This is a genomic window from Anaeromicropila herbilytica, assembly GCF_016591975.1.
Classification (GTDB): domain Bacteria; phylum Bacillota; class Clostridia; order Lachnospirales; family Lachnospiraceae; genus Anaeromicropila; species Anaeromicropila herbilytica.
In genome coordinates this window covers 2,127,880-2,142,394 of record NZ_AP024169.1, presented here as the reverse complement: position 1 = coordinate 2,142,394, position 14,515 = coordinate 2,127,880, and the positions used below count along the sequence as shown (strand labels likewise).

The following is a 14,515-nucleotide window of genomic DNA, read 5'->3' as shown; positions in this document are numbered from 1 at the left end:
TCAAAAGCGATACCTCCTGTTTTATTTTACTACATAATTATATAATTTCCACCTTGTTTTAAATCAAAAGTAACTGCACCACTTTTATTTACTTTACTTGAATCAACTTTTACAAAATCTTTATTCTTTTCATCATATAGATAAAGAACTATTTTACCTTTAACCTTTGATGGTACTTTAAATGAAATACTAACATCAAAACCAAATGCTTTTTCTTGCATTAGTTTAAACTCTTCCACTACTTTCTTATCTAACTTCTCTTTCTTCAGTAACTTCTGTACAACTGAATCCACTTTATCTTTCAATTTAAGATTAATTCCATTAAGCTTTGTCTTTTTAGTAATATCGGTTCCTACAACTTTAAGTGTATAGGAATCTCTGGCAAATGATAAAGTAACATTCTTACCACGAATTGCATTAAGAATTGAAGCTGGTACCTTAGTATTCTCTGTAATATCGATTGCTACTGTACTTCCTGATTTTACAGTCTTTAATTCTTTCAATACATTTGACCAGTTACGGTTTGGTTGTATTTCAGTAGTCGTTGATGGCTTAGTTGTTGGAGTTGGAGTCTTTGCTGGCACTGGTGTCTTCGTTGCTTCCGGTGATTTTGTTGGTGATGGTTTAATTGTTGGCGCATCTGTTGAGGCTGGTGCTGGTGTGTTAATAGGAATTGGTGTAACAGTAGGTTCTGGTTTCACTGTAGGTGATGGTGTCTTAGTTGGTTCTGGAGACTCCTTACCAGTATCTTTTGTTACAATTAACGTAGTTGTTGCAGTTGCCTGTTTCTTACGATTAATATCTTTAAAGATATTTGTCAATGTCTCTGTAGTTGGCTCACAGTGTATTACAAATTTATTCTCACCATTTACTAGAGGAATGTTAGGAACATTAATATTACCCTTTTCATCCATCTGACCTTGTTTTAATTTTTCACCATTAATCGTTACTTCAACACCATATGGAACATTTGCCTTAAGATCAAAAGTCGATTCTGTTGTTTTGTAGTTTACAGTTGACTCATAACCTGTTGCTGAAGCATTTTCTTTGGAGATATATGATTTTACTGGTGATGATAAAGATAGAGGCATGTCTTTCCATCTGATTAAGTATTCATCTTGAACCATCTTATTATTGCCTTGGTTCACTACTGTTAATTTTAAGTTGGATTGCTCATTACTATAACAATAATATCCTATATCATCTTTATTATTAATATCTCTTGTTGTGAATCCTTCGCTATCCCAGCTGCCTCTTGTGAATTTATAATTAATTGATTTACCAGCAAGCATTGTAAATGTGTATTCTACTACATTACGATCTACAGCACCACTAGGTTTCTTAATTTCCCATCCTCCTGAACTTGGCCAGTTAAGCATATCACCACTAATATAGATACTATCAGTTTCTGGTGTAGGTGTCATTGCTGAATCGGTGTGAAGTCTCATTGTAACTTCTACCATAACTAATTTAGGAGTAACTTTCTCAACATTGGAGTTAGATTTTACATACGCAGCATTATAAGCAGCAATTTCGTAGGAGTACTCTATATTGTTATTCACAGTATAATCAGTATAAGTATATTGATTAACTTCTTTTGTCTTAAGATCACTTGCTTCACCGCTATATACCATAATTCTGTCAGAAGTATTAGAGTCCGTACGATAAATTTGGAATCCAACTATTGAAGTATCCCCAGAAGACCAATTTAGAGTCGCTCTACTCGATTCTTGTGTAATAGATTGTAATTCCGCAGCTTTAGGTGCATCCGTACTATCATTAGCGTTCACAACTACTTTAGCTGAACTTGATGTCTCATAATCTAATCCATGATTAACCGATACTTTGGCATAATAAGTGTATTCTCCTGCTTCTGTAGGTTCAAATGTTGCTACATATCGCTTAAAGCCAATTGCACCACCTGTTACAACATTATGATCTTTGTCAAGATCACTTTGATAATTTAATAGCACTTGTTTTGCATTCTTCTGGTCACTATTTGGATAATATTCTAATAGCATGATAGCATCTTTTACATCTTTTCCTACATAAGTATCTTGGTCTGTTAATCCAGGTATCGCAATATCTACAGTTATATCATTGGTGCGATTACCAACTTTTAAAGTAACTGGTGAAACTACAGTAGGTGTTGACATATCAACCTGATAACATACCATTGCTGATGTTATATTACTATAGGAACTACTAATATTATTTTTAATTGATTTTACATAGTAGTGGTATTTTTTACCATATTCAGCTGTATTATCTGTATATTCATTGGATGTGATTGGTGTAGTTGTTAATCTTTCAGGAGTCTTTCCAATCAAATCAGTACGGTATACGTTATAACCATCTACATCAGTCATATTGGCCCAAGTTAATCCGATACTAGAACCAGTTACTACAGAGGCTTTCAGATTCTGAGGTGCCTGTGGCACTTCGATTGCCTTATTTGTACTAACCATCATCATACCTGTTAATGCAGGAACTGTTAATTTGATTTTACCATTTTGAACTGTAGCAGTCACATTACCACTTGATAATTGATCTACTAAAACTGTTCCATCTAATAAGAAATCATCAACATTTGCTTCGATTACTTGATCTTTCTTTGATGAATTAATCACACTTAATCCTGATTTCTTTCCATCAAGTGATTTTCTTGCATATGCAATCACGCTGTTTGCAGCATATGCAACTTTCATATCACCAGAAGCAAAGACTTCTAGATTATCATTTCTTACTTTACCTGCAGTTACATAGGTATTATACAGTGAGCCATATTTGTCTGCATATTTGTCTGCTATTGTATTATTTGTTGAATTAATTCTATCCCAAGGGAAAGTTCTTCTTGAATCTGGATCCTTAGTTCCAACAACACCAACTTCATCACCATAATATATAGTTGGTGCACCTGGATAACTTAATTGGAAAATTGCCGTTAATGCTTGTAATTTAATTGCATTATCACTAGCTTCTGGAGCATTTTTCGTATTCTCTTCTTCCCATGTAGGTTGATCCATCTTCGTAATATTTCTTACTGTATCATGAGAATCTACTAGATTAATCATTGCTTCCCATGCTTCTTTTGGATAATTTTCTCTTATCACTTCAAGGTCATTATTAAAAGCCGCTGCGTCCTTATTTAATAGGAATTTCTGTAATGCTGCTCTAAATTGATAGTTCATAACTGAGTCAAATTGATCACCCAATAAATATTTCGTAGCAACATTCCATTCTTCACCAATGATTACTGGATCATCAATTGTATCACCATTTGCATTTGTCTTGCCTGCTGCAGATTTTACAGCTTGACGGAACATCTTCCAAGTTGCATTTGATACATCTGGTGCACAATCTAATCTCCAACCGCTAGAACCTAAGTATAACCAGCGTTGAGATATTGTATTTTCTAGTTGCTTCCTAGCATTATCTGCGCTAAGTGCATTTAGATCATAACCGATTACATTTTCTCTAAAGCTTACATTGTTATACTCATGAGTTCCTGCTATCGTAGCATTAGAATCATTCGTTAAGTTTGTTTCACTTTGTTCTACTTCATAGATTTCTGGTAAAGAATCATAACCCCACCATCTATCATATTCATATGCACCATTTTTATCTTTCTTAGGTTCTATTTTAAACCAATTAATATATTCAAAGTCGGATAATTCATATTTTTGTCCATCTGCTGGATTGATTTCATTCAGATATTTATTCTTGATTGTATCAATTGCTTTTTCTTTTGCTGCTTTAAATGCTGTTTCATAACTTACTTTATCTTTATATGTACTATTACTTTCATCATAAGTTAATGGAACTGTCTTAGCAACCTCGTCCCATACTTGACTCCAATATTCATACGCACCAATCTCAGGATATTTACTATAGCGGTCAAAATAAGCTGAATCATCACCAACATGGTTGAATACGCCATCTACGATAAGATGAATATTTGCTGATTTACATGCTTTAGCAAAATCAGAGTATACCTTATCCGACTTCTCCCTGGTTTTTTCATAATTTAATCCAGAAGTTGGATCTCCTGCTTTTTTATAAACTGGTGCACCAAACATAGGATCTAAGTGAGCATAATCTGTAGCATCATATTTATGGTTCGAAGCAGCCCAAGATACTGGGTTTAAATAAATAGCTGTAACTCCAAGATTTTTTAAATAATTAATCTTATTTTCTATACCTTTGATATCACCACCATAGAATTCATTAGACCATACACCATCTGTTTTGCCATTAGGATAGTTCGCTTTATCCTCTACTTGTCTTGGATTCTCTGGTAAGGTATCCCAATTCCCCCATACGCTATCTGGTGTTGGATCATCAGTTACCCCACCGTCAAAATATTGAACTTTATCTCCACGGCATCCATCAACAACTTTTGCTCTATTGTTTGTTTTATCTCCATCATAAAAACGATCTGGGAAGATCTGATATACAATGGAATTCTTAATCCATGATGGTGTAGTTAAATCTTTATCATATACGGTTAAGTTATATGGATTCTGCCCATCACTTGAAAAAGCTCCTGTACCGCCGCTTAAAGAATCATCTCCATATTCAACCTTAGCACCACCATCTAATACAATAAATTTATAACTCCAGATTCCGATGGAATCAAATTCTGATTTATCAACTGTATATTCCCAGTAATCTTTATTATCTGATACTTGGGTAACTTTCATGTCAAAAGTCTTTGAATTACTATTCGCATCAATTAATTCAAGTTTAACGAACCTAGCATCTTGTGCTTTCGTTGCGAAACGGAACGTAACATCTTCAGTCTTGTTTTTAATCGCACCAAATGGGCTCTTATATGTAATGTCTCTACTATCATAATATAGGGCACTTGTATCTATCTTACCATCATATAAAGAATCAGCAGGTTTATAGTCATCAAGTAGCGCTCCCTTAGAATTATCTGTTTCATAATTCGTAGTAAAGGTTATATTAGCTTTTGATAATACTTTTGTTGTATGATTGTTACCGCCATCACCATAATTAGTAGTATTCCAATCACTACCATACACTACCTTACTCTGGTAAGTTCCACTTGGTAAAGTACGTTGAAGCTTAAATACACTTCCATCAAACTTATAGTCTACAAACATACCTGTTGCTGTAGAAGGGCTCCAATTATCTTTTTCTCCTAATGCTTGTTGTAAGTCTCCAACTAATCTAGGCCAATTTTCTTGTTTAGGTCCTGTATATTTATCACTAGTTGGATCATATTGTTGCAATCCTTGATCTTCTAAACCACTAATGTTAATTCTTACTTTATTTAATCCTTCTAGTTCGTCATTAAGATAAAAATTAACTTTTGTTGTTTTATCTAAGTTTAAAACAAAATTTTGTCCACTTGAGTTGCTAATACTGTTATCCCAAGAATTATTTTTTGTAAATTTAAATTCATACTTTCCTGCAGACAACACGACTGATTTTGCATAATATTCACCAACCAAATGAACCATTAATCCATTAGAACCTTTTTCACCCCAGTTGTCGAATTGATCTTTTTCCCCAGTTATTTTCCATACAGATTCCCCACCTGGTTCAGCAATAAAATTATCAGCAACTACGTCACTTGAATTTGTAACGCCTACCTCCCCATTCGTTGCTTGGTTTGCTTCATCAGCTTTTGCTACTATGGAATTTGGTAGCATAGTGAATACCATAGTCAGAATTAGTAAAATACTAATCTTTTTTCTGATACTGTAAAATACTTTCATAAACATCCTCCTCTTTACTAGTTTTACTAATAATAACATATTTTGTTTGTCAAAAAACAGTGAATTTGCACATATTTTTCGAAAATTTTCGATGAAAATCGGACGAATATTTTGTGAAAAATATATAAAAAAGGTTCTATAATAAATGTTGGGGTGTGTTAAAAACACACTTCCAACATTTTTGTTTTTATATTAAAATACATCTATATAAAGCCTCTTCACATGCCAACCGACCAAAGCTAACATTTTAAAGGAGGTATTTTATATAGATGCAATCTAATTGTAACAAAAATCTTTTAAATTTAGAAGGTGTAAAATTAAAAAGTGTGCAACACACTTTAGATGGAATTATTATCAAGATTGAAACCAATCCCAAACCTCAAATTTGTCCTTGTTGTGGAGCTGGAACATCTAAAATACACGATTATCGTTGGCAGAAAATTAAAGACTTACCTTTTCAGTTGTCCAATGCTTATTTATTGTTAAGAAAACGAAGATATGTATGTTCTTGTGGTAAACGTTTTTACGAGAAATATAGTTTTATAGCTAAATATCAGCAACGTACAACACGACTATCCTTCAAAATTGTTGAATTGCTTCGTTCAACCAACAGTATTAAATATGTTGCTTCCCAAACTAATGTCTCAATGAATACAGTAATACGTATTCTTGATACACTCTCGTATGATAAACCACATATTCCTCAATGCATTTCAATTGATGAATTTAAAGGGAATGCTGGTGGATGCAAAGAAAAAATGTATTCTTGATATTTTACCGGATCGTACTCAGTCCCATCTTATTGAGTATTTTAAATCTTGCAGTCGTGATGAAAGATATCGTGTTAAATTTTTTATTTCTGATATGTGGCAACCTTATATAGATCTTGCCAAAACATTCTTTCCTAATGCCACAATCATCGTAGATAAATATCACTACATTCGTCAGGTTTCCTGGGCAATTGAAAGTGTTCGTAAACGTTTACAAGCATCCATGACACCAACTCTTAGAAAGTACTATAAGCGAAGTAGAAAACTTATACTGACTCGATATTCTAAATTAAAAGATGACAACAAAAAAGCCTGTGATTTAATGCTACAATACAGTGATGATTTACGACTAGCTCACAGGTTAAAAGAATGGTTCTATGAAATATGTCAGAGTAATAGCTATACATATCAAAGAACTGAATTTTGGGAGTGGGTAAAAAGTGCTGAAAGCTCTGGATTACACGAATTTGAAGCATGTGCAAAAACATATAGACGCTGGTCTGAGTATATACTTAATGCCTTTAAGTATGGATATACAAATGGACCTACGGAAGGATTCAATAATAAAATCAAAGTACTAAAAAGAAGTTCTTATGGTGTACGTAATTTCGAAAGATTTCGTACACGTATCATTCACAGTTCTATGTAAAAAAATGGTCGGTTTTCAAGAGGCTTATTTGTCATGCAAAAAAACATCTATTATAGAACCTAGTCATAAAAATAGCTCTATTGTCAGTGTTAGTGCGGGTGCAACGCACCTCACACCCCAACACTTGACAAAGAGCCATAAAAAATAAGTTGAAAACCGAGTTTTTATCTATTACTCGTTTTTCAACTTACTATTGATTATTTATATATATTTTTCATTTTCTTTTATATTCTTACTTAATATTACCTACTCTTACTTCCCAGTATGTAATTTATGTATACCTGATAAATTCAGACAAAACATTATATTAATTACCATGATTGAAACTTTTTCATCGTCGTGACTTTGACGAGTTTGTGAAGATACTTATGATTTATCAATTTGATTTAGATATAAAAAGTTCACTGTTTGACGAACAAAGTGAGGAGTTTGAACTTTTTATATCTGTTTTTGTCAAAGTGATAAAACATTAGTATCTTCCAAATGAGGAAATGGAACGTAAGATGAAAAAGTTTCAATCATGGTAATTTAGATAACCTAACATCTGAATTTATCAAGCATTCAATGAACTCATTGCTGGGGAGTATGAGTTATCTATTCTGCATCATCAACTTGAGATTCATATTCCTCTATAAAACTATGTTCTACACCATTTTTTTTATATCCAATAATCGTATTCAAATTTACGTTATGAACACTACGGAAGATATTCATATCAATGATTGAACTTTGTTGGCGGAACTTTTTAACGAGCGCTTTCATCTCTGCTCTTTTTGATCCCATGCCTGCATCACCTAACATACAATTTTCTGTTAAACGGCAAGCACATTGAATGAAGTTAAGATCGTTGCTTCTCCTCCAAGAGATTATATCATCTTCCTTCACTAAGTAAAGTGGTCGAATTAATTCCATTCCTTCAAAGTTGGTACTATGAAGTTTTGGCATCATGGTCTTAAACTGACCATTATAGAGCATACTCATTAATGTTGTCTCAATCACATCATCAAAATGATGACCTAATGCTATTTTATTGCATCCTAACTCTTTAGCATGTCGGTATAGATATCCCCTACGCATTCTTGCACAAAGGTAGCAAGGTGACTCATCTACTTCCGCTACAATATTAAATATATCGGTTTCAAACATAGTAATAGGTATATTTAGATATTTCGCATTCTCTATAATCAGATCACGGTTAAAATCATTATATCCTGGGTTCATTACTAAGAATACTAACTCAAAATGAAACTTCCCATGTCGTTGCAATTCTTGCATACATTTTGCAAGTAACATAGAATCTTTTCCACCTGAGATACAGACTGCAATCTTATCCCCTTCTTGAATTAGGTCATATTCTTTAACCCCTTTTACAAACTTTGACCAGATTTCTTTGCGGTATCTCTTTATAATACTTCTTTCTATATCTTTATATTTCTCCATTGTTTCCTCCAAAAATAAAACATCTTGCATATACTGAAATGATGTTTCCTATCCTTTTTATCTCAAAATCTTTACATTATATATTTCAATGTTTCAAGTTCTCTATTTTACTAAATTTTTATATATTCCATCAAAAATTGTTAAAAATTCTTCGATTTCTTTCTTTGTTGTATAATGACTCAAACTTACACGAATTGTTGATAGAGCAACTTTTCTATCCTTTGTTAACGCATAAACTGGCCTTGATGCTGTATTTGCTTGGCAACAAGCTGATTTGGTTGATACATAGACATCATTTTTCTCTAACTCATTTTGAAATTCCATCGATTTAACACCTGGTATACTTATGTTTAAGATATAAGGGCTTGCATTAATAGGACTATTGATTCGAACCTTTTTATATTCACTTAAGCGATTTCTTAATAAGCCATTTAACATGTTAACATGTTCTAGATTCTTGTCCATAGGTTCCATTACAAGTTCCATTGCTTTCCTTGTTGATGCAATTAATGCCAAGGTTGGTGTACCACTTCTATAGATTGTTGTACTGATACCACCGTGAATCATTGGTTCTAATTGGACACTATCTTTCTTTATTAATACACCACATCCATCTAAACCATAGAATTTATGAGCCGTAAATGTAATCAAATCAATATCTTTCAGATTAACCGGAATCTTTCCAATCGCCTGCGTCGCGTCCACATGGAAATGACAATTTGGATATTCCTTAATTACATCATGAATAGCATTGATATCTTGAATAATACCAACTTCACTATCTACATAACAGAAAGATACTAATATTGTATCCTCTCTTAATAATTCTTTCAAATGTACTAAATCAATAGAACCATCTTCTAATATATCAACAAAATCAACTTCATATCCCTGATTGCTAAGTGCTGTTATAGCTCCTGTAACAGAAGAATGTTCTAGATAAGTTGTTATAATGTGCTTACCAAACTTTTTATACTGATTGGCAATTCCTTTTATAGCGAGATTATTCGATTCTGTAGCTCCTGATGTATATATAATCTCACTAGTTCTTACGCCTAACATGGATGCAATCTTATCCGTTGCATCATCCATAAGTTCCTTTGCATCTCTACCAAGTTTATGAGTTGAATTAGGATTAGCAATATAATGGTTCGTTATCTCAACAAAGTTTCCTAAAACCTCCTCATTCACAGGGGTATTCGCTGCGTAATCTAAATATATCATTTCTTTATCTTCTTTCCTTTTCTATTTCAAATAATACTGTAATCAAATACAAACACTATGAATAATCATACTTACTTTCTGATTATTTGTCAATAAAGTTGTATCCTAGAGTGCAGGAATATTCAAGGACATCATACCTATTAAGAAAATATATAGGAAAACAATAAGTATCAGTATTCCATAATCCAATAATATTTTATTGTCTAGTAAACTGTTATATACAATAATGGTTTTATTAATAAAGAAGAATCATTCGTTACTTGAAAAGTTCCGCTTGCATTTCAATGGGCGTTACTTCTTCTGAGTATATACGAATGATTCTTCTATTATTTAGAGCTACTTATCTTTTATATTTAAGCTAATAATTCTTCCATCTCATCTAATAACTTAGACATTACTTTTAGAGCATCATTGATAGGTTCTTTTGTAGCCATATCAACACCAGCGCCTTTTAATAGATCGATAGGATCTTTTGAACTACCCCCTTGTAAGAATCCCATATAAGCGTCTACTGCACTTTGTCCTTCTTCTAAGATCTTAGTGGATAGAGCAATAGCTGCTGAATAACCTGTAGCATATTGATATACATAAAATGGAGTATAGAAATGAGGAATTCTTGACCATTCCATATCAATATCTTTATCAATAACAATATCTTTACCAAAGTATAGTTCATTTAATTTATGATATACCTCACATAAACTATCTGCTGTTAATGCCTCACCTTCTGCTACCATATTGTGAGTAATCATTTCAAATTCTGCAAACATTGTTTGACGGAATAGTGTAGATTTAAATTGTTCTAAGAAGTAATTGATTAGATAAGCTTTTTGATATTTATCTTCTGTTTTTGATAATAAATGTTGCATCAACAATGCCTCATTACAAGTGGAAGCTACTTCTGCCACAAATATTAAATATTCAGCATTGATATATGGTTGTGTCTCATCTGAGCTATAGGAGTGAATTGCATGTCCCATCTCGTGTGCTAATGTAAAGACATTATTTAAATCATCTTGGTAATTTAAAAGTACGTATGGATGAGTTCCATAAGGTCCCCATGAATAAGCACCACTTCTCTTTCCTTCATTTTCATATACATCAATCCATCCATTGTCGTATCCTTCTCTTAAGATGCCTTGATATCTTTCTCCTAGTGGTTTCAAACCATCCAGTACCATCTGCTTTGCTTCCTCATAATTAATCTTCATATCAACATCTGCTACGATAGGTGTATAAAGATCATACATATGAAGTTCATCAAGTTTTAATAACTTTTTACGTAATGCAACGTATCGATACATTAATGACATATTATCATGAACAGCTTCAATTAGATTTGTGTATACTGTTTTTGGAATATTGCCCTCGCTTAATCTCATTTCTAAACTAGAAGGATATTTTCTAGCTTTTGCAAAGAATGCTTCTTTTTTTACATTTGCATGATAGGTAGCAGCTAATGTATTTTTGTATTTTCCATAAGAAGAATAGATACCTTCAAAAGTTTCTTTTCTAACTCTTCGATTCTTGCTCTGCATAAGATTTGAATATCTACCATGCGTAATCTCGACTTTATTTCCATCTTCATCTTCAATCTCAGGGAACTTAATATCAGCATTGTTAAACATAGAGAAAATATTATCAGGTGTTTCAGCCATTTCTCCCACATCCGCTAGTAATTCTTCCATTTCTGGTGATAAGATATGCTCTTTTTTTCTAAGAATATCATGTAAGTATTTATCGTATACTTCAATACCATTCTTTGATTTCATAAGTTCTTCTAATTGCTCTTCTGGAATTGATAATAACTCGGGCTCTACAAATGAAAACTGACTTGAAAATGCAACGCTTAGTGTACTTGCTTTACTAACAAGATTTTGATAAGTTGAATTTGTAGTGTCCTCATGGCTCTTTTGATTTGCATAAATAATAATTTTCTCAGCTTTTTTACTCAATTCATCTGTGAATTTTAAAAATGTAACTAAAGTATCTGCTGACTCGCCTAACTTTCCTTTATATGATGATAGCTTCTTCATCTCTTCGGATAGGAAGTTATAATCATTTTGCCAATCCTCGTCTGTTTTGTATATATCTTCGATTGCCCACTTATATTTTTGTTCTACTTCATTTCTTTTTGGAAGTTTTGCTACATTTGCCATATTGTTGTCCTGCCTTTCTGTACCTAGAATTCTTAAGTTTTTAATTGCATCGTAAGATGCTCTACCCACACAAAATAAATAAAATAGTATCAATTTTGCAGCTGATACCTGATGCTAAAACTTAATTAAATCATTATTTCAATCATACACAACAAGAGTATCATAATATTTTCCATTATACAAGAACTGAACCCAAATTCTTGTACTATAGTTAGAAATTGTTAAATACAATTATAACAGAATAATTTTAGGGTGGATATCAGAATGCTCCAAAAAATCAAGAAAGAAAAATCATTTTCCATACAGTCATTATTAGTTCCAATTATTGTAGTTGGACTACTCATTTTAATGTTTATCTTCCCTATTCCTAGCTTAACTGGAGCTAAGACTGGTTTATTATTGTGGTTTAACACCGTATTACCTACTCTATTGCCATTTATCATACTTTCTAACATTATTATTAGACTAAACATCACAAAATATATCTGTTTTATTTTTGCGCCAATATTAACTAGAGTATTCCGTGTAAGTGTAAACGGTTGTTATCCTATCATTATGGGACTTTTATCTGGTTATCCATTAAGTGCTAAAACTTGTGCTGATCTAGAAACGGAACAAAATATCTCATTGGAAGAAGGCCAATTTCTCTTATCCTTATGTAACAACGCAAGCGCAATGTTTATTACTAGTTACGTTGCTATCAGTAACCTCCATATGGCATCACATCAATATGAGATATTAGGTATTATCTACTTATCTGCATTTATCAGCGCATATCTTTATCGTGCATATCACAGAATTCTAAAACGTAAGACCGTACCTTCTAAAAATAATAAGTCAAACAACTTACATTCCACTTCGTATCAAGAAGCGCAAATGAAAAAACTTGATTTTCATCTGATTGATGAATCTATTTTAGATGGTTTTGAAGTAATTACTAAAATTGGAGGGTATATCATACTTTTTTCCATACTAGCTACTATTATTAAGTCAATCGGTAGTGAAGACAATTTTATAAAATTAGTTGTCGTAGGATTGCTTGAAATAACCACAGGTATTGATATCATCAGTCATTCTACTTTAGAATTAAGCAAAAAAATAGTCTTGATTATCGCAGTTACTGCTTTTGGAGGTTTTTCTAGTATGGCTCAAACCAAAAGTGTAATGGATCATTCAAGACTATCGATAGGTACATATTTTAAAGTTAAATTACTAAATGTGTTGACTGCTTCAATATTAAGCTTTATGTATGTAGCGTTTTATCTAAAGTTATAATTATAATTAATTGATATTATCTAGAAAGGTATTCTCATCGAATTCATACTCACCATCTGCATTTTGATGTGCTTCTTCGTTTGAATATGCAACTTCTTCATTCTGTGAAGTTGTAGCTTCTGAGTAATGGTCAGAGTTTAATTCTTTTCTATTATTAATTACAATGTCAAGATTACCTTTTAATGATTGGAAAAATCCATCATACTTAGTTCTTGTACTTTCATAAGCATTGTTTAATATATTTTCTACATCAGCAAGCATGTCGTTCGTATAACCAATTGCACCATAACGAATGTCATTTGCATCTTTATTCGCTGCATTTAAGATTCTTGCTGCTTCTTCTTCTGCCTGGCTAACAATTTGATTTGCTTGATAATAAGCTTGTTGCATTATCTCATGTTCACTGATTAATGCACTCGTTTGCTCTCTAGCATCATTTAAAAGAGCGGCAGCTTTATCTTCAGCGTCCTTTAATATTGCATCACGATTTGCTATAATTTTTTGATACTTTTTAATCTCGTCTGGTGTTCTTAATCTTAATTCATCAATTAAGTCATATAATTCATCTTTAGGTACAATAACTTTTGTTGAAGACAAGGGTTGCATCTTACAACTTTCAATAAATTCATAAATATCTTCAATCAATTGTTCAATTCTACTAGCAGCCATTTTGTTCTCTCCCATCATTTTCACTTCTTGAACATTACGTTTCATTAACGCATGCATTATGAGGTACTAATCTTTTTTGGAATTTAAATGATATTTATTATAGACACAGTTAACAATTGTTTCTGGCACTAAAGCACTTATGTCCCCATTATACCTTGCTATCTCTCTTACAATACTTGAACTAAGATATGCATATTCTACACTTGTTGTTAAAAAAACTGTATCAATATTTGGGCATATTTTATGATTGGTTTGAGCTATTTGTAACTCATACTCAAAATCTGTAACTGCCCTTAATCCCCTTATAATCACTTCCGCATTTTTAATATTAGCAAATTCAACTGTTAGTCCATCAAATGCTTCCACTTCTATATTATCAGAAAGTTCCCCTACCACTTCTTTTAACATACTAACACGCTCTTCTATAGTAAATAATGGATTTTTCGCACTATTATTTAGTACTCCTATGATTAATTTATCTACTAATTTCGAAGCTCGCTTAATAATATCCATATGTCCTAAAGTAACTGGGTCAAAACTTCCTGGATATATTCCAACTCTCATAACAATTCCTTTCAGCTA

Annotated in this window: 7 protein-coding genes and 1 pseudogene; 2 read left to right on the top strand and 6 right to left on the bottom strand. The window is 32.4% G+C overall.

All coding sequences use genetic code 11. The features are described from left to right. Positions 1–29: 29 nt before the first annotated feature. Positions 30–5,747 carry an alpha-amylase family glycosyl hydrolase gene (locus bsdtb5_RS09070; RefSeq protein WP_271715699.1) on the bottom strand — a complete coding sequence of 1,906 codons (5,718 nt, stop codon included), beginning with the start codon at positions 5,745–5,747 and terminating at the stop codon, positions 30–32. A gap of 269 nt (positions 5,748–6,016) precedes the next feature. Between bsdtb5_RS09070 and bsdtb5_RS21885 the strand changes: the two are divergent. Continuing rightward, a pseudogene (locus bsdtb5_RS21885) lies at positions 6,017–7,166 on the top strand (ISL3 family transposase). A gap of 594 nt (positions 7,167–7,760) precedes the next feature. Here bsdtb5_RS21885 and bsdtb5_RS09055 read toward each other — a convergent pair. The 3 genes from bsdtb5_RS09055 to pepF all read right to left on the bottom strand — a co-directional run bounded on the left by bsdtb5_RS09055 (position 7,761) and on the right by pepF (position 11,989). Next, positions 7,761–8,606, bottom strand: a complete 846-nt coding sequence (locus tag bsdtb5_RS09055) for a tRNA 2-thiocytidine biosynthesis TtcA family protein (RefSeq protein ID WP_271715696.1) — start codon at positions 8,604–8,606, stop codon at positions 7,761–7,763. Positions 8,607–8,708: 102 nt separating this feature from the next. After that, on the bottom strand, positions 8,709–9,830 hold the full coding sequence (locus bsdtb5_RS09050) for a cysteine desulfurase family protein (RefSeq protein WP_271715695.1): 1,122 nt from the start codon (positions 9,828–9,830) through the stop codon (positions 8,709–8,711). Positions 9,831–10,183: 353 nt separating this feature from the next. Continuing rightward, positions 10,184–11,989 carry an oligoendopeptidase F gene (gene pepF, locus bsdtb5_RS09045; RefSeq protein ID WP_271715694.1) on the bottom strand — a complete coding sequence of 602 codons (1,806 nt, stop codon included), beginning with the start codon at positions 11,987–11,989 and terminating at the stop codon, positions 10,184–10,186. A 264-nt stretch (positions 11,990–12,253) separates the two neighbouring features. On the opposite strand from pepF, the gene bsdtb5_RS09040 reads away from it, so the two are divergent. Continuing rightward, positions 12,254–13,264, top strand: coding sequence for a transporter (locus bsdtb5_RS09040; RefSeq protein WP_271715693.1), 1,011 nt, complete (start codon positions 12,254–12,256; stop codon positions 13,262–13,264). A gap of 6 nt (positions 13,265–13,270) precedes the next feature. Here the strand turns inward: bsdtb5_RS09040 and bsdtb5_RS09035 are convergent, their stop codons facing one another. Then, complete coding sequence (locus bsdtb5_RS09035; protein WP_271715692.1) at positions 13,271–13,933, bottom strand: ATPase; 663 nt, start codon at positions 13,931–13,933, stop codon at positions 13,271–13,273. Positions 13,934–13,999: 66 nt separating this feature from the next. Then, positions 14,000–14,497 carry a pantetheine-phosphate adenylyltransferase gene (coaD, locus tag bsdtb5_RS09030; protein ID WP_271715691.1) on the bottom strand — a complete coding sequence of 166 codons (498 nt, stop codon included), beginning with the start codon at positions 14,495–14,497 and terminating at the stop codon, positions 14,000–14,002. Positions 14,498–14,515: the final 18 nt, after the last annotated feature.